Raw genomic sequence first — 23,286 nt, 5'->3', positions numbered from 1 at the left:
TTTTTCGAGAAGAACTTACGTTTAACCCACTAAAAAAAGAGATGTCAATTCGACATCTCTTTAACAACCACAATTTCCTTTTTTACTTTCTACCGCTGCGCCCGTTTCACCCTTCAATACATCGCCATTAGTTGAAATTAATATTTCATCTGTTACGTTGTTAGAAATCGTACTTGCAACTAGCTGTAGTAAGTCATTTACATATGTTTGTGAAGATTTAAATTCTTGCACAACTGGGATACTATCCAACTTATCTTGCAATGCATCAATGTCAGCTTCTACTTTTTTCAAAGCTTCCCATTTCCCATAATGCTGCAAGTTTACTGCTTGTTTTTGCAGTGCTTTAATTTCATCAATTGCGCGCTTTACATTTTCATTTTTATGAATTTGCGCCTCTGCTTTCTTAAAGAAATCAACTTCTTCTGTTCCAGAAATCATTTTTGCTAATTCTTTCGCTTGTTCAACAATTTCATCTTTCGAATATGCTTTCATCTATTATTCCACCTCAATCGGCTCTTCAACTAATTCCCCGTTAAGAGACCAAGTTTTTGCTTCCGTTACTTTTACTTTCACAAGCTGACCAATTAAAGATTTTGAAGCGACGAAGTTTACAAGTTTATTCGTGCGAGTATAACCTGCGAGTACTTCTGGATTATTTTTACTTTCCCCATCAACTAACACTTCTACAATTTGACCTTTGTAACGATTATTCTTTTCAATTGCCAACGTATTTACTAGTGTATTTAAGCGTTGAAGACGTTCTTTTTTCACTTCCATCGGTACATTATCTTTCATTTTTGCAGCTGGTGTACCTTCGCGCGGAGAATAAATAAAGGTAAAGGCAGTATCAAATCCTACTTCACGATATAACGACATCGTTTCTTCAAATTGCTCATCTGTTTCATTTGGGAAACCAACGATAATATCAGTTGTGAATACTGCATTTGGAATTGCTTCTTTAATTTTTCTTACAAGTTCTAAATAATGCTCACGTGAATATTTACGCGCCATAATTTTTAACATCTCTGTGCTTCCAGATTGAACCGGTAAATGAATATGTTCTACTAAGTTTCCAGCTTTTCCAAGCACTTCAATTAAGTGATCATCGAAATCACGTGGATGGCTCGTTGTAAAACGAATACGGGCAATATCAACTTTACGGAGTTCGTCCATTAAATCGCCAAGTCCGTATTCAAAATCTTCAAAGTCTTTACCATATGCATTTACGTTCTGGCCAAGTAATGTAATTTCTTTATAACCATTCGCAGCTAAATGACGAATTTCTTGGATAATGTCTTCTGGACGTCTGCTTCGCTCTTTTCCACGTGTATACGGCACGATACAATATGTACAGAACTTATCACAGCCATACATAATATTTACCCAAGCTTTAATATCACCACGGCGTACTTTCGGAAGGTTTTCAATTACATCCCCTTCTTTTGACCAAACTTCAACTACCGTCTCCTTCGAGAACATTGCATCTTTTAGAATATACGGCAATCTATGAATATTATGCGTTCCAAACACCATATCTACATGCTGATTTTTTTGCATAATTTTATTTACAACAGATTCTTCTTGAGACATACAACCACATACACCAATTAAAAGGTCCGGATTTCTTCTTTTTAATGACTTTAAATGACCTAGTTCACCGAACACTTTATTTTCAGCATTTTCACGAATTGCACAAGTATTTAATAAAACTACATCTGCATCTTCAGTTGAAAAGGTTGGCTCATATCCAAGTGCGGTGAAAATACCCGCCATTACTTCCGTATCATGCTCATTCATTTGACAACCATATGTACGAATATAGAACTTTCTTCCAGTACCAAAATTGCGAAATTCTTCAGGTAAGCCAAAATCCCGTTCAATTTTAACTTCTTCTTTCCCTCGTTTTTTCGCGTCTTTTAAGGAAGGTGGTTGGTATACACTTTCAAAGTATTTACTATAATCTTTCTCTTTTTTTTTCGTAGAGGAATTTGTTTGTTGACTTGCTAATCGTTGTTGTTCGTTCATCGGTAATCTCCTTTCACCCTTAACTATACACACTCTATAGTCCATTTTAATGCGCTTTGACTCACCTCAAAAATGGTTAGATAGCTTGAGAGATAACTTGTCCTTTGAAACTTGAGTAATCAATCTAATCATTCATAAGAATGAAGTCTTCCCCACACAAATAGACATTCCCTTTTCATACTTCTTTTTGTCCTATCCAAAAGCATATTGCTTTATCCCTATAAACATTACCATAGTATGAAGCGTTGCGCCAATTTTAACAAGAAAGAGGCTCTGTCTGATCTTACATTTCATCAGCAATGAACTCGCCATTTTCATACAACGATTTATATATTATTTTACCATTCTGAATTTTCTAAGTAAATAAGACTACCCTATATTTTTTACTCATAAAAAAAGGTTACCAAATGGCAACCTTCTCTTCTTATATTACATAAATTCAGCAACAAGTTCATCAAACATTTTCTGATCCATATTTAAATCAGCTTGCACTAAAGGCTTCTCACTATAGCCTTTTACAAGTTCTTGATATGAAGGTTGCGCTGTATTTTGATATATTAAACCTGTTACTAATCCGTTATTTTCCATTAACGTTTGCATAGCCATCATGCGATTAGACGGATCATATCCCTCTACTGTACTTAGTTTTGTTAAATTCTCTTTAAACCAATCGTAAGTATTTACTTTATTGTAAGTAACACATGGACTGTATACGTTAATTAATGAAAATCCTTTATGGTTAATACCAGCTTCAATAATTTGTGTTAATTCTTTTAAATCACTTGAAAAGCTTTGCGCCACAAATGTCGCACCAGCTGTTAAAGCCATTTCCATAACATTTAGTGACGGTTCAATTGAACCTTGTGGTGTGCTTTTCGTTTTAAATCCAGCTTCACTGCGCGGTGAAGTTTGCCCTTTTGTTAATCCGTAAATTTGGTTATCCATTACGATATACGTAATGTCGATGTTACGACGAATAGAATGGATTGTATGTCCCATACCAATCGCAAATCCATCACCGTCACCACCTGATGCGATAACTGTTAAATCACGATTTGCCATTTTCACACCTTGTGCAATTGGAAGGGCACGACCATGAATACTATGCACACCATATGAATTAATATAACCTGAAATACGACCTGAACAGCCGATACCGGAGATAACAGCAAGTTCATCTGGATTTAAACCAACGTTAGCTGCCGCACGTTGAATTGCAGCTTGCACCGAGAAGTCTCCGCAACCTGGGCACCAGTTTGGTTTTACGCTGTTACGAAAGTCCTTAAATGTTGCCATTTAATACAACCCCTTTTTTGCATTCGTTGTAAATCTCTTTCGGCAAGAATGGGTTCCCATCATATTTTAAAAGACTAGAAATTTTCTCACCGTTACCAAGATTCATTTTCATAATGTTAGCAAGCTGACCTGTTGCGTTGTTTTCTACCACTACAACACGCTTCGCATTTTTCACAAGTGGATCGATTTCAGCTGTTGGGAACGGGTGAATTAAACGTACATGAGCATGGTTTACTTTCATACCCTCTTGTTCTAAGCGCTCCATTGCCTCTTCGATTGCACCACGAGTTGAGTTAAACCCAACAAGCAATACGTCCGCTTCTTCATGCTTAACATTTTTATAGACAGGGGTATTAAACTTCAAGTTCTCCATTTTACGGAAACGTTTGTCCATTTGATTTTTACGGTTTATTGCTGATTCAGATGGTTTACCAGTTTCATCATGTTCTACACCTGTAACATGGTGAACACCATTTTTCATACCAGGTAAAACACGTGGTGAAACGCCATCTTCTGTTACTTCATAACGCTTGAAGTATGCTTTATTTTCACGTTCTGGTAATTCCGCTTCTAAATCAAGCTTACCGCGACGGATTTCCACTTTATCTAACGTAAGCGGTTCTACCGTTTGTTTTCCTAAAGAAAGCTGTAAATCTGTTAAGAAAATAACAGGAACTTGATATTCTTCAGCTAGGTTAAATGCTTCTACAATATCATAGAAAGCTTCTTCAACTGTACTTGGCGCCATTACGATTTTTGGAATCTCACCGTGCGTACCGTAAATCATCGCCATTAAATCAGACTGCTCTTGTTTCGTTGGTAATCCTGTACTTGGACCACCACGTTGTGTATCAACAATTACTAATGGTGTTTCTGTAATACCTGCTAAACCAATCGCTTCCATCATTAAAGATAGACCCGGACCAGCAGATGCAGTTAATGTACGAACACCAGCATAATTTGCACCGATTGCCATTGTACAAGCTGCGATTTCATCCTCAGTTTGGATTACTGTCCCGCCAACTTTTGGCAATTTTTTAATTAAGTATTCCATAATTTCAGATGCAGGTGTAATTGGATATGCAGACATAAAGCGAGCACCACCAGCTACCGCACCAAATGCGATTGCATCGTTTCCAATCATAAACATGCGTTTCTTACCATCAGCTTTTTCAAGCTGCATCATGTTTACTTTCTCACCTAGCAATTCTTTCATATATTGAGAGCCGCGCTTAATTGCGTCCATATTCTTTTGAACAACTTGCTCTCCTTTACGACCAAAGATTTCTTCAACAACATCTAAATAAGCTGTTTCATCTAATCCTAATACCGCACTTGATGCCCCAACAGCAACCATGTTTTTCATTAATGATGTGCCTAATTCTGAAGCAATATCTGTAAACGGTATCACATATAGATTTACATCTGTATTATCAGGTATTGTTGGATTAAACTTCGCATCCGCAACTACAATTCCACCTGGACGTAGTTCGTGGAAGTTAAAATCAATTGTTTCTTGATCAAAAGCAATTAGAATATCTAAATCATCTGAGATCGCGCGTACTTCTGTTGTACTTACGCGAATTTTATTATTTGTATGGCCGCCTTTAATACGTGATGAGAAGTGGCGGTAACCGTATAGGTAATATCCTAATCGGTTTAATGCAATACAGAAGATTTCTCCTGTACTTTCAATTCCTTCACCTTGTTGGCCTCCAACTTTCCATGAAAGTTGACTAATCATCTCCTACACCCCTTTTGGCTGCATTCATTGTAGTGTATTTTTTTACAGTAATAGTTTAGCATTTTTTATACAAATAAACTACAACGGACGCAAATTATGCCTCTTCTGATTTCCCTGAATCTTTAGTATAAAGCTATTTTGTTTTTCATTCTAGTATTAGGTCTTAAAAAAAGCAATAATATCAAATGAATTAATTCTAATTTTTCTGGATTTTTAAAACAAAAATCTTAAAAGCTTATATGTTCAACAAAATTATCATATAAAAATCGCTCTACAGTAGATGCAGCATAGTGTTTACAAAGCTCATTAATTACATTTTCATATTCTCCATACGCTGATACATTTACAACTGTTTCTAATATCCCATCAAAATCCGAACCAAATCCTATATTGTTCTCTCCACCTAATGAACAAATATATTCGATATGTTTTACTATATCTGCTATATTTGCTTGTTTTTCACTTATTAGAAACTGTGGTACGAAAGTAACACCGATCATGCTATTTCGCTTTATAAGAGCTCTAAGTTGTTCATCGTTTAAATTACGTGGGTGCTGACAAAGTTTCGTACAATTTGAATGGGAGGCAATAGGATTTTTTGCAATTTCTATCACATCCCAAAAGCTTCTTTCATTCAGATGCGACACATCAGTCCATACATGTAACGTATTAAGTTCTTGTACAACATGTTTACCAAAGGTCGTTAAACCCGCCCCACGCGTCTCTAGCGCACCATCAGCTAATAAATTGGCATAATTCCATGTTAGTCCAAAAGAACGTACTCCTAGACGATAAAACAACCGTAATTTCATTGCATCTTTTCCAATTGCTTCGCATCCTTCTAGTGTTAATATCGCTCCAATCTCGTCCTGTTTTAACATGTTAATATCATCTTTTGTCTGAATAAACTTTACACCCGGTAATGATAAAATTTCATTATAAAAAATATCTACCATTTGTAATGCCACTTCAAATCGTTTTTCATATAGCACCGTTTCTGGCACATATATAGCAAAACATTGTATACTTCCTTTTCTTTTCTTTAACTGTTCAAATGTAATATGTAATTGCGGATCGTTTTTAAAATCCTTTTTCCCCTGTGCACTCCATAACTGAAAGAGTACATCACAATGAGCATCAAAAATTTTCATTTCCATTCCTCCATTATAAAAACAACCTGTTTGCATACTGCAAACAGGTTGTTTAAACTTAACGAGGTTCTACAATTAATTTTATTGCTGTACGCTCTTCCCCATCAATCATAATATCTGTGAAAGCTGGGATACAAATCAGGTCCAAACCACTAGGCGCTACAAATCCTCTTGCAATTGCTACTGCCTTTACCGCTTGGTTCAATGCACCTGCACCAATGGCTTGAATTTCTGCTGTTCCGCGTTCGCGAATAACACCTGCAAGTGCACCAGCTACAGAATTAGGGACCGACGTTGCTTTAACTTTTAATATTTCCATTCCGCGTTTCCTCCTCGTTTCTATAAAAAGTATTAGCAATTATTTCACTTTAACTTATATTCACGAGGAATGACGCGTATTCCTGCTAAATTTCTGTAATTTTTCTAAAAAATTAAAAAATAATAACTTTTCTAAATCTTATCCAGAAATTACTCAAAAAATGGCTGATCATCATTAATTAAGATACGCTGGATTTTCTTAGCTTTTCCTGTATTAGGATCCACATCAACTAGCACTGCACTTAATTGTGTTCTACCACTTGTCACTTCAAATCGTACTGGTAAGTTCGTTAAAAACTTCTTCAATACTGCTTCTCGATCCATACCTAAAATCCCATCGTAAGGCCCTGTCATACCAACATCTGTGATATATGCGGTTCCGCTTGGTAAAATACGATTATCTGCTGTAGGAACATGTGTATGTGTACCCACTACTGCTGTAGCACGACCATCTACATACCAACCTAACGCTTGTTTTTCACTTGTAGTTTCCGCATGAAAATCAATAAAGATAATATTCGTACGTTTTTTTGCAATGTTAATTAATTCATCCACTTTACGGAATGGACAATCAATTGGAGGAAGGAATGTACGTCCTTGTAAGTTAATAACTGCAACTTCTGTTCCATTGCAGTTCACAAAGATAAGTCCTTTTCCTGGAGTTCCTTCTGGGAAGTTAGCTGGTCTTGCAAGATATTTTGCGTCATCAATAAATTCAAATACTTCACGGTTATCCCAAGCGTGGTTTCCAAGTGTAACCGCTTGTGCCCCGCATTCTAAAAAGTTTCGATATATTTTTTCCGTAATTCCACGTCCACCTGCTGCATTTTCTCCATTAATAATGGTTACTGTAGGTGTATATTTCTTCTTTAATGCCGGTACGTATTGTTGAATCATACCTCTACCAGGAGATCCTACTACATCTCCAACAAATAATATTCTCATATGTCTTACCCTTCCTATGTACTACATTTTTTATTACTATAGCTTCAAGTGATTTCCTTACAATATATTTATTATAAGTTTGTTTCACTTGTATACTAATTCCCTTTATTTTAACCAATTCCAACACAAAAAAATAAAGTGGTGTTTCACCACTTTATTTTGCGTATTCCACTGCACGTGTTTCACGAATAACAGTTACTTTAATATGTCCTGGGTAATCCAGTTCATTCTCAATACGTTTTCGAATATCACGAGCTAAACGATGAGCTTCTAAATCATCAATTGTATCTGGTTTTACCAGAATACGAACTTCTCGTCCTGCTTGAATTGCGAAAGATTTTTCTACGCCTTCATAAGACTCTGAAATCTCTTCCAACTTTTCAAGACGACGAATATAGTTCTCAAGTGTTTCACTACGAGCTCCAGGTCTTGCAGCTGATAATGCATCTGCTGCTGCAACTAAAACTGCAATGATAGAAGTTGGTTCTGTGTCCCCATGGTGAGATGCAATACTGTTTATAACTACAGGATGCTCTTTATACTTCGTTGCGAGTTCGACACCAATTTCAACGTGGCTACCTTCTACTTCATGATCAATTGCTTTACCGATATCATGTAATAGACCAGCACGTCTTGCTAGTTTTTCATCCTCACCAAGCTCCGCTGCCATAAGTCCAGTTAAATATGCAACTTCCATAGAGTGTTTTAAGACGTTTTGTCCGTAACTTGTACGGTATTTTAAACGACCTAAAATCTTAATTAAATCTGGATGTAATCCGTGAACACCCACTTCAAACGTTGTTTGCTCTCCGACTTCGCGAATATACTCGTCCACTTCACGTCTTGATTTTTCGACCATCTCTTCAATACGCGCTGGGTGAATACGTCCGTCCTGTACTAGTTTATCAAGAGCGATACGAGCTGTTTCACGACGAATTGGGTCGAATCCAGAAAGGATAACCGCTTCTGGTGTATCATCGATAATTAGGTCAATACCTGTTAACGTTTCTAACGTACGAATATTTCGACCTTCACGTCCGATAATACGTCCCTTCATTTCGTCATTTGGAAGATTTACAACCGAAACGGTTGTTTCAGCAACATGATCAGCTGCACATCTTTGCATTGCAAGAGATAAAATCTCTTTCGCTTTCTTATCCGCTTCTTCTTTCGCACGAACTTCACTTTCTTTTACCATTACGGCAATTTCATGAGAAACTTCACTTTCTACTTTACCAAGAATAATTGCTTTCGCTTGTTCGCGTGTCAGATTGGAAATGCGCTCTAATTCTGTTTGTTGCTTTTGAACTAACTCTCCCACTTTGCTTTCCAACTCTTCAATCTGTTGTTGTCTCGCTACAAGAGAATCCTCTTTCTTTTCTAACTGTTGCTCGCGTTTATCGAGCGTTTCGTCTTTACGATCAAGGTTCTCTTCTTTTTGCATTAAACGATTTTCTTGTTTTTGTAATTCGCTTCTACGGTCACGAATTTCTAATTCAGCTTCTGTACGAAGTGTATGAATTTCATCCTTTGCTTCTAAAAGCGCTTCTTTCTTAAGTGCTTCAGCCTCACGATTCGCTTCGTCTAGAATACGTTTCGCTTCGTTAGCTGCACCATTAATCTTCGCTTCAGCAATAGACTTTCGAACAAAAAAGCCAACAACTGCACCGACTGTTGCAAGCAAAATGGAGATGAGTATCCAAACTGTACTACTCATGATTTCACCTCCCCTTGCTATGAATGAAAAAAGACTGTCGGCATGTACATTGAATACCAACATACAGCAAAGACCGTCGTCCCGCTTTTTTAAGGGACTTTCTTCATTTCACAATTAAAATGTCATATTATTATTTCGGCAAGATTTAAGTCTTACTCCGAATATTACTTCTCTTCTTGAGAAGAGTGTTTCGTATATAAGAAAAAATATACATTCTCATTGTATCTATCGCAATTTTCATTGTCAAGCGTTGTCTACTTTTACTTTCTTTACCTTCAGCTCTAATTCATATATGAATTTAAAAAGAAGACAGCATATTATCCTGGAAAACCTTAGTAAATTCCAGTTTATGCATACAAAACATGCATATATCCCTCTTTATACATAGCCTTTTAGGCAGATTAAATATTTTATCTCCAACGATATACAACGCTTTCATAATGATTAAAAAATAAAAGACACGGAACCGTGTCTTTTATTTTTTAATCTTGAAGATTTGAATCTTCCGTGTCTTCAGCACCAGAGTCTTCACCAATTCCGTGATGGTCACGAACAAAGAAGGCAATTTCCTCTCTTAAATCCGTATTCTCTTTTAAGAATTGCTTCGAATTTTCACGACCTTGACCTAAACGCTCTTCATTATAAGAGTACCAAGCACCACTCTTTTGAACGATATCAAGTTCAGAAGCCATATCTAAGATTTCACCTTCTCTTGAAATACCTTCTCCGTACATAATATCAACTTCAGCAACACGGAATGGTGGTGCCACTTTATTTTTAACTACTTTTACTTTTGTTTTATTACCAACGATGTCGTTACCTTGCTTTAATTGCTCCGCACGACGCACTTCAAGACGAACTGTTGAATAGAATTTCAACGCACGACCACCTGGAGTTGTTTCTGGCACTATCTATAGATTTTCCATCTCTATAGTCCGGACTATCTCTTCATCTCTTTACAGAGAGCCTTGCACTTCCAGCAGTAGCCTATCATCTGCCGTACCCTACTCAGTTAACTAAAAGTCCTTTTCGGTAGTCTCTACACCTTCCCCATATAAATATGAAGCTTGGCACGGTATTACCCTAAATAATGGTGGGCTTCACCGTTAGCAACTATATAAATAGTTACACCCTTAGGCAATAAGGTTCACAAGGTTTTTTAACATGCTATCACTAGCAAGGGAAACCCATGGTAAACTCCTTAATCTTTTGTGCGACTTTTTCTTTATTTACTAACTCTTCTTCATGTATAACAAGATATTTATAGCAGCTCTCTTCCATAAATAAAAGTTTTCTTTTATCTCGTTCTTTTATTTTTTTGAGTGAGTGTGCCCATTTCCCATGGACATCTAAACAATATTTTCTACCTAAGTAGAAATCAATAGACCACTTATCGATTCTTTTTTGCTTAATGAACGCCAGATCTAAGCTTAATAATATCTGTTCAACCTGTTGTTCCAGTAAAGTATCATAATTTTTCTTTCTGACCTTTACATTAAGCTCTTTTCTCCTTTTAGCAACACATGTATCGGATACGCCATACTTAACGGCAATTTCAACATGTGATAAATATGGATTTTTTAACTCTTGTTCAACTTCTGCGGTTTTAGGTAAATAAATCTTCCTATGTCTGGTTCTTTTAATTCCGAGTAACTTTAGTATTTCACCTACTCGCCTTTCATCAAGATTAATTTCTTTACCTATATCTTTTAATTTTCTCTCCGCATGTGTCGCGATAAAATCCACTTGCCATTGTTCTATGTTTCGATAAGTTCTATTTCCAATTGTCACTGCCACCTTAATCTCTCCTTATAAGAAATCCCTTATAAAGACTTAAATGAAGAAGACAAATAAAGATTCAAGTACTACGCTCTGATTAAGCAACTTGTGGTTGATTTCCGAACATAACCCCAACTTTTTCACGAATTTGGTTAATAAAGATTGCGATTGTTTTTGATTTATTGATTGCACCTGACAGCTTACGAAGTGCTTGAGACATTAAACGAGCTTGTAGACCTACGTGTGAGTCACCCATGTCTCCTTCAATCTCAGCTTTCGGTACAAGAGCTGCTACAGAGTCAATTACGATAATATCAACCGCGCCACTTCGTACAAGTGCTTCTGCGATTTCTAGTCCTTGCTCCCCTGTATCAGGTTGTGATAATAGTAATTCATCTATGTTAACGCCTAATTTTTGTGCATATACAGGATCCATTGCATGCTCCGCATCAATAAACGCTGCTTGTCCACCTTGACGCTGTACTTCAGCGATTGCGTGTAATGAAACTGTTGTTTTACCTGAACTTTCTGGTCCATAAATTTCGATAATACGGCCACGTGGGTATCCGCCTACCCCTAGTGCTACATCAAGTGCTAAAGAACCACTTGAAATTGTAGAAATTCTACGCTCCGCTTGTTCTCCTAATTTCATAATTGAACCTTTACCGAATTGCTTCTCTATTTGTTTTAACGCCATATCTAACGCCGCTTGACGATCACTCATTCAAAATTCCTCCTTAACTGAATTGCTAATCTTATTATACCTATTTTCAATTCAATTTGCCAACAAAAATCGAACATTTATTCGATTTTTTTATTTTCCATTAAATAAAACTGAGTTTAACCATAAAAAAAGCTAGAAGAAACTTATATCTCTTCTAGCTTTTTATATAAATGATAAAATCCACATTTCACCGAACGTTCCCTAATTTGTTGACGACTTCCACTTAAATTAAGAGGAAAGACTACAGTTGGTTCATCCTTCATCGCCAATCCAACGAATACTGTTCCCGGCTCTTTATGTTCTGAAGCATCCGGTCCTGCTACCCCAGTGAAACTAATTCCGATATCCGCTTTTAATAAGCCCTTAACATTTTCAGCAAGATAACGAGCACATTCTTTACTAACTGCACCATCAGTAGACAACACTTCCGCAGTTACATGTAAAACATGTTGCTTCACATCATTATGATAACAAATGACACCGCCTTTAAATACTGAAGACACACCAGCACTTTCTGTTACTTGATTGCCGAAGAGACCACCGGTTAAACTTTCTGCACACGCTAAAGTTAATCCTTTTTTCTTCAATAACTCTATCGCCTTATCATGCAGAAACTCTTGATCATACCCGTAGAAAAATTCTCCTACTCTTTCTAAAATCAAATCTTCCATATGCTGAATGAGTTTCGCCGCTTCATCAGCATTTTGATGTTTGGCAGTTAAACGTAGTGTCACTTCTCCATCATTCGCAAGGGGGGCGATTGTCGGGTTCATTTGTCCATCAATTAAATCTTGAACTTTCACTTCTAATTGTGATTCCCCAATCCCGAAAAAGCGAAGCACACGAGAATAAATGTTTTCTCCTGTTGTAAAGTTACGTAAAAAAGGCTCTACATAACTTATATACATCGGCTTCATCTCTTTCGGTGGTCCTGGTAATAAAATATAAACTTTCTCGTTCTTATTTAGCCCCATACCAGGTGCCATGCCGTGATCATTCGCAAATACAGTTGCTCCATTCAAAACGAGCGCTTGCTTTTTATTATTCTCTGTGAACTCGCGACCTGTACGCTTAAAGTACTCGCTTATCGATGCTAATGCCTTTTCATCATACACAAGCTCTTCACCCAAACTAGAAGATATCGTTTCTTTCGTCAAATCATCTTTTGTCGGGCCTAATCCACCTGTGAAAATAAGTATATCAGCACGTTCTTCTGCAACTTCAATCGCCTGCTGTAATCGCTTGTTATTATCTCCAACTACAGTATGGTAGTACACATTAATTCCGATTGAAGCTAACTTTTCAGATAAAAACTGGGCATTTGTATTTGCAATTTGTCCAAGTAATAATTCAGTTCCAACCGCAATAATTTCAGCATTCATCCTAATTCCCCCATAAACTTCTATTTTGAGTTTACAAAAGCAGCTCTATTTTTCCAGAAATAATCCCACCCTGAAATAACAGTAAAGATTAATGCAATCCATATGAAAATATCAGCAACTGGGATATGGATTAAATTTAAAGGTACATCGTGTAATAAATACGCCGCAATTGCAATAATTTGTGTCCACGTCTTAATTTTCCCTAACTGATTTGCTGCCACTACTTCTCCTGTTCCAGCAAGTACAAGGCGTAAACCAGTTACTGCAAACTCACGGCTGATAATCACAATAACGATCCAAGCAGGTACGTATTGCATCTCAACTAATGTAATAAGTGCTGCTGAAACAAGTAATTTATCAGCTAACGGGTCAAGAAACTTCCCTAAATTCGTTACAAGATTATACTTTCTTGCGTAATGTCCATCAATCCAATCTGTAGCCGAAGCAACAATAAAGATAAGTGCTCCTACTAAATGTTGAATTGGCAAATCAACATCACCAATTGTGTATGAACCCCAATCAAAGGGCGCTAACATAATTACCATAAAAATTGGAATTAAGAAGATTCTAGATATTGTAATTTTATTTGGTAAATTCACAGCTATTCCTCCATCGTATCAAAAACATTTGTTCATTGAAAAAAGTCATCGAAGCGATGACTGTTATTGTGCAGGTTGCTCTATCCCTTGGTTTTTTATCACCAATCTTTGGTGAAGTTCTTTTTCTGGATCCAATGGGAAAGCGACCACTTGGCCATTCAGTTTAACTTCAACATTCGTTGCATTTCCAATATTAAGTCGCACTTCTTTTACTGTTGATACATCATGTTTTTCTATTTGGCCCTCTTGTACTGTAGTGTTTAAAATTACTTTACCAGTATCATCTTTAACATCTACATAACTCGCACCTTTACCCGATATTTCCAGTTCTAATGTTTTATTATTATGAATTTCCAAAGTAGATACTTTACCAGCTGTTCCAACTACTTTCACTTCTTCTTTTCCAGTTGGTTGTGCTGGTTGTTCCTCTTTCTTTGGCTCTTCTTTCTTTGGTTCCTCTTTTTTCGGCTCTTCCGCTTTCACTTCATCTTTCTTCGTATCTAACGGAGAGTTTTCCGCTTTTTTAACTTCAATTTTCTCACTTTGAGCATTCGGAACTTTCTCATCACCTTTTCCAGTTAACGCTTGGAAAACAAACCAAATCACCACTCCAAATGCAATTACTAATAGCGCAACTAAAACTTTCGGCATATGATCTGCAATTGGCCATGATGAAGATTTTTGCATTGTTTCTTGTGTTTTTTGTCCTGTTGATACTTGTGGAACGTCGCGTTTTTCAGATTGTGGTATCGTACTCTGATATTCTACAAGCAGTTCCTCTCCATTTAACCCAACCGCATCTGCGTATTGTTTAATGAATGCACGCGCATAAAAAGCTCCTGGCAATACATCATAATTGCCTTCCTCAATCGCTACTAAATGGCGTTTTTGAATTTTTGTAATCTCATGCAGCTGATCCATAGACAAGCCCTTCATTCCTCTTGCTTCTTTCAGCTTTTGTCCTAATTCTGTCACTACTAACACCTCAATATTTCTTTAAAAGTCAAACATAGAGAAATTATTTTGCGTACCTTGCTCAATTTCATCTACTAAATTATATTGAATTTCTTCATCATAATCGTTACGCAACTCGATAATATAATCACAAAATCATCCAATGTGTATTCTGACTGACTCACAAATACGTCAGGATGTTCCACAACTTTCGTTGCAGGTAATCTCATAATTTCACGAACAAGCTGCCAATGTCTTTCGTTAGCACGCTTTGTTGACACGATTCCATCTAAGATAAAAATATTGTCGTCGCTATACTCATCTTCAATCAATTGACTACGAACAGTTTGCTTAATAAGAGTAGATGATACAAATAACCATCTTTTATTTGCACAAACACTTGCGGCAACTATGGATTCTGTTTTTCCGACACGAGGCATTCCTCGTATCCCGATTAGTTTATGACCTTCTTTTTTCATTATTTCAGCCATAAAGTCTACAAGTAACCCTAATTCATCACGTACAAATCGAAATGTCTTCTTATCATCTGCATCTCGTTGTATGTACCTACCATGTCTAACCGCTAGCTTATCTCTTAGCTTTGGCGGACGATATTTCGTTACCGTTATGTTATCCATCGTATTTAAAATTGATTCAAGTCTAGAGATTTGCTCTTGATTATCACACATAAGGAGTAATCCACGGCGTGCATTATCTACACCATTAATTGTGACAATATTAATGCCGAGCATACCGATTAACGAAGAAACGTCACCAAGCAAGCCAGGTCGGTTTTTATGTATTTCATATTCAAAATACCATTCAATCATCCAAGATCACTCCCCTTGCTTACTTTACACCTACGTACTATATTATATGATTTCACCTTAATAGGGAAGCTAAATGTATAATCTATCCCGCGTTATTATTATACAAAAAAAATAGAGAGGAGATTCTCCTCTCTATTTTTTACTTATGCTGTACAAACTTCACCATTAAGTTTGCGATTGTATGTTGCTCTTGTTCATCAGCGACTTTCCAAAGCTCAGACAATAATTTCTCTTGGTCGTTGCGCGCTTCTACTTCATTTGCTAAATAATCTCCAACACGAAATGCCATATCTGATACAGCACCACCATCAAGACCTTTTCCTGATGCCTGTTCTAAACGTTCTCCTAAAAAGCTCTTCCATTGATCAAAATTATCTAAAACTGACATATTTAAGCACCTCACTACTTAGTAATAGAATCATGCTTAATTTGTACAGTTTTTTATTTTTTATGTAAGAGTTTTTTATTTTTTATGTAAGAATTTTTTAGCAATGCCAACCGCCATTCACTCCGATAATTTGTCCCGTTATGTAAGATGCACCTGGTGACACGAGAAATGACACTGTTTTTGCTACTTCTTCTGGTAATCCTAATCGTCCTAACGGAATCTCTTCAGCAATTTCATTCTTATCCTCTTCTGAAAATACGTTTAACATTTCCGTTTCAATTGCACCTGGTGCTACCGCGTTCACTCTTACTCCACTTAATGAAACTTCTTTTGCTAATGCTTTCACATATGAATTTTGTGCACCTTTTACCATCGAGTAAAGCACTTCACATGATGCACCAATTTGTCCCCATATAGACGAAACAAGTACAATATTACCGCTTCTCCGCTGAATCATTGATGGCAGTGCCATTGATAATAGTTTATAGATGCTCTTCACTTGAAGTTCTACCATATAATTTAATTCATCGTTCGTTACATCTGTTACGAGCCCAAAGATACTCTTCCCAGCTGCATATACGATAACATCAAGAGGATGTTCAATTTGTTTCCACAATTGCTCTGCTCCATCACTAGAAGCTAAATCCGCTTGAACAGGAATCACTTCCCCCCACTCTTTCTGTAGCTCATTCACTTGCCCTTCACCGTTATTATAATGAACATATACTGTATATCCGTCTTGAATTAATTGTTTTGAAATAGCAGAGCCAATCCCTCCGCTTCCTCCAGTTACTAATGCATACTTTTTCATATAATTCCTCTCTTATCTCAACAAAATCTTTTTCCTACAAATAAAGTGAAACTTTAATCAGTGGGTGGATGAACATCCCCCACTGATTATTAGTTGAACCAATCGGGCTTTTACGGGCAGTTGATCCCCCCACCTACTTCTGTGCTTTCACTGAATTTTTAAGTGGGGGTCTTACTGCCCGTTAATGCGGGGTAAATAATACCCTCATCTTACAATTTATCAATGATAAGATGAGGGTATTATTATGAAACCTTTTATTTTTTCGGTAAAACTTGACAAACACTCATTCTTTCTTCTGATAATAATAATTTGGCTACTTCTTGTAAATCTTGAACAGTTAGACTTTCTAACACAGTCAATGCCTCAAACAGACTAGATTCATTAAACGCATATCGTGTAAATTGATTTGCAATATATTCCGGCGAATTCAACGATCGTAAAAAGCCACCTATTTTCTTTTTCTTCACTCGTTCTAATGCCACCTCATCTAATTGATCATAATTTGTATTTAGTAAAATGCTTTTCAAACGCTCTTCCAACTCATCAGGTTGCTTCGTATCGCCGCCAACCATTGCAAAACCGAAGTTATTCTCTTCCGTATAATCATACGAGAACGAATCATCAATAAGACCTTCATTATATAAAGATTCGTAATGGACGGAGCTTTTCCCAAATAAATAATCTAAAAGTAACGTAAGCGCAATTTCTTGTTTTAAAAGAGCTTTCCCTTTTTCTTTTAAATTTGTCGCTTTAATACCAACTAAACATTTCGGTGTTTGTACAGGCATGGAAATAATTTTCTTCTTTTCATTTACCTCATCTGGTTCTTCCTCAAATGAACGTACAATTTCTGGCTGGTTTTTATAATCTTTTTTCGCTTGATTTTCACGTACTAAATCCATTGTTTTCTCTGGATCAATTGCCCCCACAACGAACAATAACATATTGCTCGGATGATAAAATGTTTCATAACATTCATATAATAAGTCTTTCGTAATTTTACTAATAGACTCGATTGTCCCTGCAATATCAATTTTAATTGGGTGCTTTACAAACAAGCTATCAATTAATCCAAAGTATAAGCGCCAATCTGGATTATCTTGATACATTTGAATTTCTTGCCCAATAATCCCCTTCTCTTTTTCAACTGTTTTTTCAGAGAAGTAAGGCTCTTGTACGAAGTTTAACAATGTATTTAAATTTTGTTCTACATTTGATGTACATGAAAACAGGTAAGCTGTTCTTGTGAAAGATGTGAAGGCATTTGCTGATGCTCCTTGTTTACTAAACAATTGGAAAGCATCGTGATCTTCTTTTTCAAATAATTTATGCTCAAGAAAATGAGCAATTCCATCAGGTACACGAACCATTTCTTCTTTACCTAGTGGCACGAATGTATTATCCACAGAACCATATTTTGTCGTAAACGTTGCAAATGTTTTATTAAATCCTTGCTTCGGTAAAATATATACATCTAATCCATTAGGAAGTTTTTCATAATAGAGTGTCTCTTTTAATTGCTCATAAACAATTTTCTCCATTTATTCTCCCTCCGTTCCATGTAAAAAGTAAATTGTATCTAGTTCAATATTTTTAGCAACTTTCACAATCTCTTCTTTCGTCACACTTTCAATACCTGAAAGCCATTCTTCAACCGGACGCGTACGGTCTGAAATAATACCATGATACAGCATTTCCACAAATCCGCGCGGTGTATCAATCGCCTCTAATATTTGATTTTGAATAACACTTTTCGTTTGATGCATCTCTTCTTCTGAAAAATCACCATTTTGCATCGCCAACATTTGTTCTTTAATAATCTCAACAGCTTTTTCATAATTTTTCGCTTCGATTCCTGACATGACAAACAATAAACCTTTATGACTTTCAAAGCGGGATGCTGCATAGTACGCTAAACTATTTTTTTCACGAACATTAACGAATAACTTTGAATGAGAAAATCCTCCAAAAAGTCCATTGAACAATTGCAGCGCAAAATAATCTTCGTCCTTATACGTAATAAACGTACGATAACCGATGTGTAATTTACTTTGTTTTAATTCTTGTTTTTCAACAACTTCTTTTTCTTCATTATTTCTCTTATGAAGAAGTACATTTCTCTCTCTCACAGGACGTGCTGAAATAGAAAAATACTTACTTACAAGATCAACTGCGTTTTCTGAAATATCACCAATAATGTATAGATCCATTTCATCTTCCGCTAACACTTTTTGATAATATTGATACAAACTTTCATTTGTAATAGATGCAACACTCTCTTTTTTTCCATTTGCACTTAATCGATACGGTTCTACTTTGCACATTTCTTCAATTAAACGCTCGTTTGCATAGCGCATTTTATCATCATACGTAGCTTCAATTCGTTGCAAGAGCGCTCTCTTTTCACTTTCTACAATAGAAGGTAGAAAACTATTTCCCTCTGTTGCTGGATGTAAAACTATATCCGATAACATAGAAAGTGCTTTTTCAAATAACGGTGGTGCATCATGTAAATATACTTCATTTGCAATGTCTACATAAATAGAGATGATATGGTCTTCTCCTTTTTTACTTACATCTACTGCCAAAGAAGATCCGTATAATTCTTCTAAATATTGACGAAGACGAATTACAGAAGGAAGCTTTTCTGTCGCACTTTGCAATACGTATGGCAATAGGGCGCGCTCTGTCACCGTCTCCTCATTTAAAGGTGCTTTAAAACGAAATACAAAAGTATTTGTTTTATATTTATCAGTCGGAATAATATGTACTCGTAAACCACCTAACTCATGTAACTGTTGTTCCATTAGTTTCATTTATAGCCCTCCTTTACGTATATAGGAATATTCCTCTTCAATATACAGTTTTTAGAAATGAAAAATCAACTTTTCTTCCTCACTATACTTACATCAGGCTCTTTCTAAAAACTTTTATATGTAAGGAACATAGTAAAATTCCGTATTACATATATTCTATGTAAAAAAGCCCGCACTAATGTGCGAGCTTTTTTATACTTATCGTTTTCCTTTTTCATACGGCGTTCCTAACGCTTTCGGAGCTTCAGAACGACCTACAAAACCAACAAGTGCTAATATTGTGAATACATATGGTAATATCGTTAATAAAACACTTGGGATTTGATCTAATACAGGAATTGTTCCACCTGTTACACTAAGAGATTGCGCAAAACCAAAGAATAGAGCTGCACCTAGTGCGCCTAGTGGATTCCACTTTCCAAAAATCATAGCAGCTAAAGCTAAGAAACCTTGTCCTGTAATCGTTGCCCCTGAGAAGTTATTAGAAATTGACATTGCAAAAATCGCTCCACCAATTCCAGCAAACACTCCTGATATACAGACTCCAATATAGCGCATTTTATATACGTTAATCCCCATCGTATCCGCTGCCATTGGGTGTTCACCAACAGCACGTAGACGAAGACCAAACGGTGTTTTATAAATAACATACCAAACAACGAATGCTAAAATAATGGCAATATACGACGTTATCGGTACGTTCGAGAAAAATATTTTCCCTAAAACCGGAATATCCGAAAGGCCTGGAATATCAATCTTTTCAATACGATACTGAATAAAGTCAGTCTGTCCTTTATCAAAAATCTTCTTAATTGCAAATACTGTTAAACCAAGAGATAAAAAGTTAATTGCTACACCACTCACAACTTGATCCGCTCGGAATGTAATAGAGGCTACCGCATGAAGTAATGCAAATAATCCACTACCAATTGCCGCAAATAATAACGCAATCCATGGAGTCATCGTTCCCCAAGTATCACCCATTAATAAATTTGTAACTACTCCAATAAATGCACCAAATAGCATTAGTCCTTCTAATCCGATATTTACAACACCCGATCGTTCACTAAATACACCACCTAATGCTGTGAAAATTATAGGTGCTGATGTATATAACGTACCCGTCACAAGAATGGCTAATATATCTAAAAAGCTCATTTATTTCCCCTCCTTGCTCATGCGTGTAAGCGCCCATCTTAACACATAACTACATGCAACAAAGAAGATGATACATGCAATAATTACATTAATAAGCTCTGATGGTACATCTGCCTCAAAGTTCATTTGAGGGGAAGCACTTTTCAAACCACCAAATAATAAAGCTGAAAGGATTATACCAAACGGATTATTCCCTCCAAGTAATGCTACAGCAATCCCGTCAAATCCTACTCCTGTAAACGAAGACATCGCTGTCATACTCTGGAATGTTCCTAATCCTTCCATCGCTCCACCAATCCCCGCAAATGCACCAGCAATTGTCATGGAGAATACTACATTACGAGAAACTTTCATACCTGCATATTGAGAAGCATGCTGATTAAATCCTACCGACTTTAATTCGTAACCTAAAGTTGTTCTATCTAATAAGAACCACATTAAAATAGCGATTAAAATTGCTACAATAATTCCCCAGTGTAGACGTGAACCATCAGTAATAGAAGCAAGCCAGTCTGAAGATAGTGACGCACTCTCTTTAATATCATACGTTTTGTCATTACCCGCATGTAAGAAACGCTTAATAATGTCATATGTTACATACAACGCAATATAGTTCATCATAATGGTTACAATAACTTCATTCACTTGAAACTTCCCTTTTAAATATCCCGGAATGAAGCCCCAAATTCCGCCTACCAATGCTGCAAATAAAATAGATAATGGAATATGAAGGAAATCCGGTAGTGAGACTGCATAACCGAACCAAACCGCCGCAAGCCAACCAACTAACAATTGACCCTCTACCCCGATATTAAATAAACCTGTACGAAATGCAAACGCCACCGATAAACCAGCAAGAATAAGCGGTATCATTGTACGAAGCGTTTCACCAATCGCACTTGCGCTACCGAACATACCTGTCCAAAGTGCACTATAACCAACAATTGGGTCATAGCCACTAACTAGCATTACAATTGCTCCTACAAGTAAGCCGAAAATAACGGATAGTACTGGGACTAAAATATTTATCGTTCGCTCTGTTAAAAGTTTTTTAGCCATTTGTACCCACCTGCTCCTTCTTTGTTCCTCCAGCCATTAACAATCCAAGCTGTTGTTCATTCGTTTCTTTCGCATCAACTATTGCTACAATTTTCCCTTCATAAATAACAGCAACTCGATCGCTAACATTTAAGATTTCATCTAACTCTAGTGATAAAAGTAATACACCTTTTCCTTTATCCCTTTGCTCTATTAATCTCTTATGAATAAATTCAATTGCTCCTACATCTAAACCACGTGTTGGCTGTGCCGCGATTAATAAATCTGGATCACGGTCTACTTCACGTGCAATAATTGCTTTTTGCTGATTCCCCCCAGATAGAGCGCGTGCTAACGTTTGCTCACTAGGTGTACGTACATCAAACTGTTCAATAAGAGCCTTTGCTTTTTCTGTAATTTTGCTGAAATTTAAAATCCCTTTCTTTGAAAACGGATTTTTATAGTACGTTTGCAGAACTATATTATCTCTAACAGAAAAATCAAGAACGAGTCCGTGTTTATGACGATCTTCTGGAATATGACCAATTCCCTCTTCTGTTATTCTTCTAACAGGCCAATTTGTTATTTCTTTTCCTCTAATTGCAATAGAACCTGACTCAACTTTTCGTAAACCAGTAATTGCTTCTATTAATTCACTTTGTCCGTTTCCATCAATTCCTGCAATCCCAACAATTTCCCCCGCACGAACAGTTAAGTCAAGGCCTTTTACAGCAGGTAGTTGACGTGCATCGTGAACAACAAGGTTTGCAATTGAAAGTACCTCTTCTTTTGGCTTCGCGTCTATTTTTTCTGTTTTAAAATTCACTTGACGTCCGACCATTAATTCTGCAAGTTTATTTTCATCCGTATTTGCAACGTCAACCGTTCCAATCCCTTTTCCTTTACGAATAATCGTACAACGATCGCAAACTTCCATAATTTCTTTCAACTTATGTGTAATAAGAACAATAGATTTTCCTTCTTGCACAAGCTTTTTCATAATTTGAATTAGCTCATGAATTTCTTGTGGTGTTAACACAGCTGTCGGTTCATCAAATATTAAAATTTCTGCACCGCGGTAAAGAGTTTTCAAAATCTCAACACGCTGTTGCATACCAACTGAAATATCCTGTATTTTCGCATATGGATCTACAGCTAAGCCGTATTGTTCAGACAGTTTTTGAATTTCTTTCGCAGCTTCCTCAACAGCAATTTTCCCTTTTTTCTTCGGTTCATTTCCGAGAATAATATTCTCTGTAACTGTAAAATTATGAACAAGCATAAAGTGCTGATGAACCATTCCAATACCAAGGTCATTTGCCACATTCGGATTGGTAATGTTTACAGACTTTCCTTTAATTTTAATTTCACCTTGTTCTGGTTGGTACAAACCAAATAGTACATTCATCAATGTGGATTTCCCTGCACCATTTTCTCCAAGTAAAGCATGTATCTCACCCTGCTTTACTTGCAGCGTAATATCATCATTCGCTACAATGCCTGGGAATACTTTCGTAATATTATTCATTTCAATTACGTATTCCATTGTGTTCCTCCTTTTAACAGGGAACATTCCCCTATTACACTATTAACTTATTAAGCAATTCGGAA

General features: G+C 36.5%; 19 protein-coding genes and 3 pseudogenes. All 22 read right to left on the bottom strand.

What is annotated here, in order from left to right; translation table 11 throughout:
- Positions 1-60: 60 nt before the first annotated feature.
- Positions 61-492 (bottom strand): YlbF/YmcA family competence regulator, encoded by a 432-nt coding sequence (locus MNO09_RS11240; RefSeq protein WP_000649391.1) that lies wholly within the window; start codon positions 490-492, stop codon positions 61-63.
- A gap of 3 nt (positions 493-495) precedes the next feature.
- On the bottom strand, positions 496-2,025 hold the full coding sequence (gene miaB / locus MNO09_RS11235; RefSeq protein ID WP_001005397.1) for a tRNA (N6-isopentenyl adenosine(37)-C2)-methylthiotransferase MiaB: 1,530 nt from the start codon (positions 2,023-2,025) through the stop codon (positions 496-498).
- Between the two features lie 429 nt (positions 2,026-2,454).
- Complete coding sequence (locus MNO09_RS11230) at positions 2,455-3,321, bottom strand: 2-oxoacid:ferredoxin oxidoreductase subunit beta (protein WP_000190158.1); 867 nt, start codon at positions 3,319-3,321, stop codon at positions 2,455-2,457.
- Positions 3,308-5,065, bottom strand: a complete 1,758-nt coding sequence (locus MNO09_RS11225) for a 2-oxoacid:acceptor oxidoreductase subunit alpha (RefSeq protein ID WP_000625416.1) — start codon at positions 5,063-5,065, stop codon at positions 3,308-3,310. Before MNO09_RS11225 ends, MNO09_RS11230 begins: the two co-directional genes overlap by 14 nt.
- A 227-nt stretch (positions 5,066-5,292) precedes the next feature.
- Complete coding sequence (locus MNO09_RS11220) at positions 5,293-6,216, bottom strand: dipeptidase (protein ID WP_000688020.1); 924 nt, start codon at positions 6,214-6,216, stop codon at positions 5,293-5,295.
- 58 nt (positions 6,217-6,274) lie between these two features.
- A complete protein-coding gene (gene spoVS / locus MNO09_RS11215; RefSeq protein WP_000404341.1) occupies positions 6,275-6,535 on the bottom strand; it encodes a stage V sporulation protein SpoVS in 261 nt (86 codons plus the stop codon).
- Positions 6,536-6,684: 149 nt separating this feature from the next.
- Positions 6,685-7,479 (bottom strand): 2',3'-cyclic-nucleotide 2'-phosphodiesterase, encoded by a 795-nt coding sequence (ymdB, locus tag MNO09_RS11210; RefSeq protein ID WP_001221093.1) that lies wholly within the window; start codon positions 7,477-7,479, stop codon positions 6,685-6,687.
- A gap of 154 nt (positions 7,480-7,633) precedes the next feature.
- Positions 7,634-9,196 carry a ribonuclease Y gene (gene rny, locus MNO09_RS11205; RefSeq protein WP_000099774.1) on the bottom strand — a complete coding sequence of 521 codons (1,563 nt, stop codon included), beginning with the start codon at positions 9,194-9,196 and terminating at the stop codon, positions 7,634-7,636.
- A gap of 482 nt (positions 9,197-9,678) precedes the next feature.
- Positions 9,679-10,101, bottom strand: a pseudogene (locus MNO09_RS11200) (recombinase RecA family protein); the annotation flags it as partial.
- A 268-nt stretch (positions 10,102-10,369) separates the two neighbouring features.
- A complete protein-coding gene (locus tag MNO09_RS11195) occupies positions 10,370-10,993 on the bottom strand; it encodes a PDDEXK family nuclease (RefSeq protein WP_000301530.1) in 624 nt (207 codons plus the stop codon).
- Between the two features lie 97 nt (positions 10,994-11,090).
- Positions 11,091-11,699 (bottom strand): annotated as a pseudogene (gene recA, locus MNO09_RS11190) (recombinase RecA); the annotation flags it as partial.
- Between the two features lie 143 nt (positions 11,700-11,842).
- Complete coding sequence (gene cinA / locus MNO09_RS11185; protein ID WP_088107341.1) at positions 11,843-13,081, bottom strand: competence/damage-inducible protein CinA; 1,239 nt, start codon at positions 13,079-13,081, stop codon at positions 11,843-11,845.
- Between the two features lie 20 nt (positions 13,082-13,101).
- Positions 13,102-13,680, bottom strand: a complete 579-nt coding sequence (gene pgsA, locus MNO09_RS11180) for a CDP-diacylglycerol--glycerol-3-phosphate 3-phosphatidyltransferase (RefSeq protein WP_001052975.1) — start codon at positions 13,678-13,680, stop codon at positions 13,102-13,104.
- A 63-nt stretch (positions 13,681-13,743) separates the two neighbouring features.
- Entirely contained in the window at positions 13,744-14,655 is a 912-nt protein-coding gene (locus MNO09_RS11175; protein ID WP_000137478.1) for a helix-turn-helix domain-containing protein, read from the bottom strand.
- 21 nt (positions 14,656-14,676) lie between these two features.
- A pseudogene (locus MNO09_RS11170) lies at positions 14,677-15,464 on the bottom strand (DUF3388 domain-containing protein).
- Between the two features lie 139 nt (positions 15,465-15,603).
- Positions 15,604-15,852 carry a DUF3243 domain-containing protein gene (locus tag MNO09_RS11165; protein WP_000114455.1) on the bottom strand — a complete coding sequence of 83 codons (249 nt, stop codon included), beginning with the start codon at positions 15,850-15,852 and terminating at the stop codon, positions 15,604-15,606.
- Between the two features lie 97 nt (positions 15,853-15,949).
- On the bottom strand, positions 15,950-16,663 hold the full coding sequence (ymfI, locus tag MNO09_RS11160) for an elongation factor P 5-aminopentanone reductase (protein ID WP_000759595.1): 714 nt from the start codon (positions 16,661-16,663) through the stop codon (positions 15,950-15,952).
- A gap of 254 nt (positions 16,664-16,917) precedes the next feature.
- A complete protein-coding gene (gene yfmH / locus MNO09_RS11155; RefSeq protein ID WP_000411958.1) occupies positions 16,918-18,204 on the bottom strand; it encodes an EF-P 5-aminopentanol modification-associated protein YfmH in 1,287 nt (428 codons plus the stop codon).
- Positions 18,205-19,479, bottom strand: a complete 1,275-nt coding sequence (yfmF, locus tag MNO09_RS11150; protein ID WP_000772421.1) for an EF-P 5-aminopentanol modification-associated protein YfmF — start codon at positions 19,477-19,479, stop codon at positions 18,205-18,207.
- Positions 19,480-19,677: 198 nt separating this feature from the next.
- Entirely contained in the window at positions 19,678-20,637 is a 960-nt protein-coding gene (locus MNO09_RS11145; protein WP_000008857.1) for an ABC transporter permease, read from the bottom strand.
- Positions 20,638-21,696, bottom strand: a complete 1,059-nt coding sequence (locus tag MNO09_RS11140; protein ID WP_070169058.1) for an ABC transporter permease — start codon at positions 21,694-21,696, stop codon at positions 20,638-20,640.
- Entirely contained in the window at positions 21,689-23,221 is a 1,533-nt protein-coding gene (locus MNO09_RS11135) for an ABC transporter ATP-binding protein (protein WP_000456927.1), read from the bottom strand. The genes MNO09_RS11140 and MNO09_RS11135 overlap by 8 nt, the downstream gene beginning before the upstream one ends.
- Positions 23,222-23,286 lie beyond the last annotated feature (65 nt).

Origin of the sequence: Bacillus sp. N5-665, assembly GCF_022637375.2 — a bacterium.
In the GTDB taxonomy this organism is placed as follows: domain Bacteria; phylum Bacillota; class Bacilli; order Bacillales; family Bacillaceae_G; genus Bacillus_A; species Bacillus_A wiedmannii.
The sequence above is the reverse complement of the archived record's forward strand: the minus strand, read 5'-3'. Positions and strand labels throughout refer to the sequence as shown.

Bases quoted from the DNA above. Each gene is read 5' to 3' on its own strand.
- rny (WP_000099774.1), bottom strand. From the start codon at position 9,196: ATGAGTAGTACAGTTTGGATACTCATCTCCATTTTGCTTGCAACAGTC.
- MNO09_RS11220 (WP_000688020.1), bottom strand. From the start codon at position 6,216: ATGAAAATTTTTGATGCTCATTGTGATGTACTCTTTCAGTTATGGAGT.
- MNO09_RS11225 (WP_000625416.1), bottom strand. From the start codon at position 5,065: ATGATTAGTCAACTTTCATGGAAAGTTGGAGGCCAACAAGGTGAAGGA.
- cinA (WP_088107341.1), bottom strand. From the start codon at position 13,081: ATGAATGCTGAAATTATTGCGGTTGGAACTGAATTATTACTTGGACAA.
- spoVS (WP_000404341.1), bottom strand. From the start codon at position 6,535: ATGGAAATATTAAAAGTTAAAGCAACGTCGGTCCCTAATTCTGTAGCT.
- MNO09_RS11240 (WP_000649391.1), bottom strand. From the start codon at position 492: ATGAAAGCATATTCGAAAGATGAAATTGTTGAACAAGCGAAAGAATTA.
- MNO09_RS11230 (WP_000190158.1), bottom strand. From the start codon at position 3,321: ATGGCAACATTTAAGGACTTTCGTAACAGCGTAAAACCAAACTGGTGC.
- miaB (WP_001005397.1), bottom strand. From the start codon at position 2,025: ATGAACGAACAACAACGATTAGCAAGTCAACAAACAAATTCCTCTACG.
- MNO09_RS11165 (WP_000114455.1), bottom strand. From the start codon at position 15,852: ATGTCAGTTTTAGATAATTTTGATCAATGGAAGAGCTTTTTAGGAGAA.
- yfmF (WP_000772421.1), bottom strand. From the start codon at position 19,479: ATGAAACTAATGGAACAACAGTTACATGAGTTAGGTGGTTTACGAGTA.
- ymdB (WP_001221093.1), bottom strand. From the start codon at position 7,479: ATGAGAATATTATTTGTTGGAGATGTAGTAGGATCTCCTGGTAGAGGT.
- yfmH (WP_000411958.1), bottom strand. From the start codon at position 18,204: ATGGAGAAAATTGTTTATGAGCAATTAAAAGAGACACTCTATTATGAA.
- MNO09_RS11140 (WP_070169058.1), bottom strand. From the start codon at position 21,696: ATGGCTAAAAAACTTTTAACAGAGCGAACGATAAATATTTTAGTCCCA.
- MNO09_RS11145 (WP_000008857.1), bottom strand. From the start codon at position 20,637: ATGAGCTTTTTAGATATATTAGCCATTCTTGTGACGGGTACGTTATAT.
- ymfI (WP_000759595.1), bottom strand. From the start codon at position 16,663: ATGAAAAAGTATGCATTAGTAACTGGAGGAAGCGGAGGGATTGGCTCT.
- MNO09_RS11135 (WP_000456927.1), bottom strand. From the start codon at position 23,221: ATGGAATACGTAATTGAAATGAATAATATTACGAAAGTATTCCCAGGC.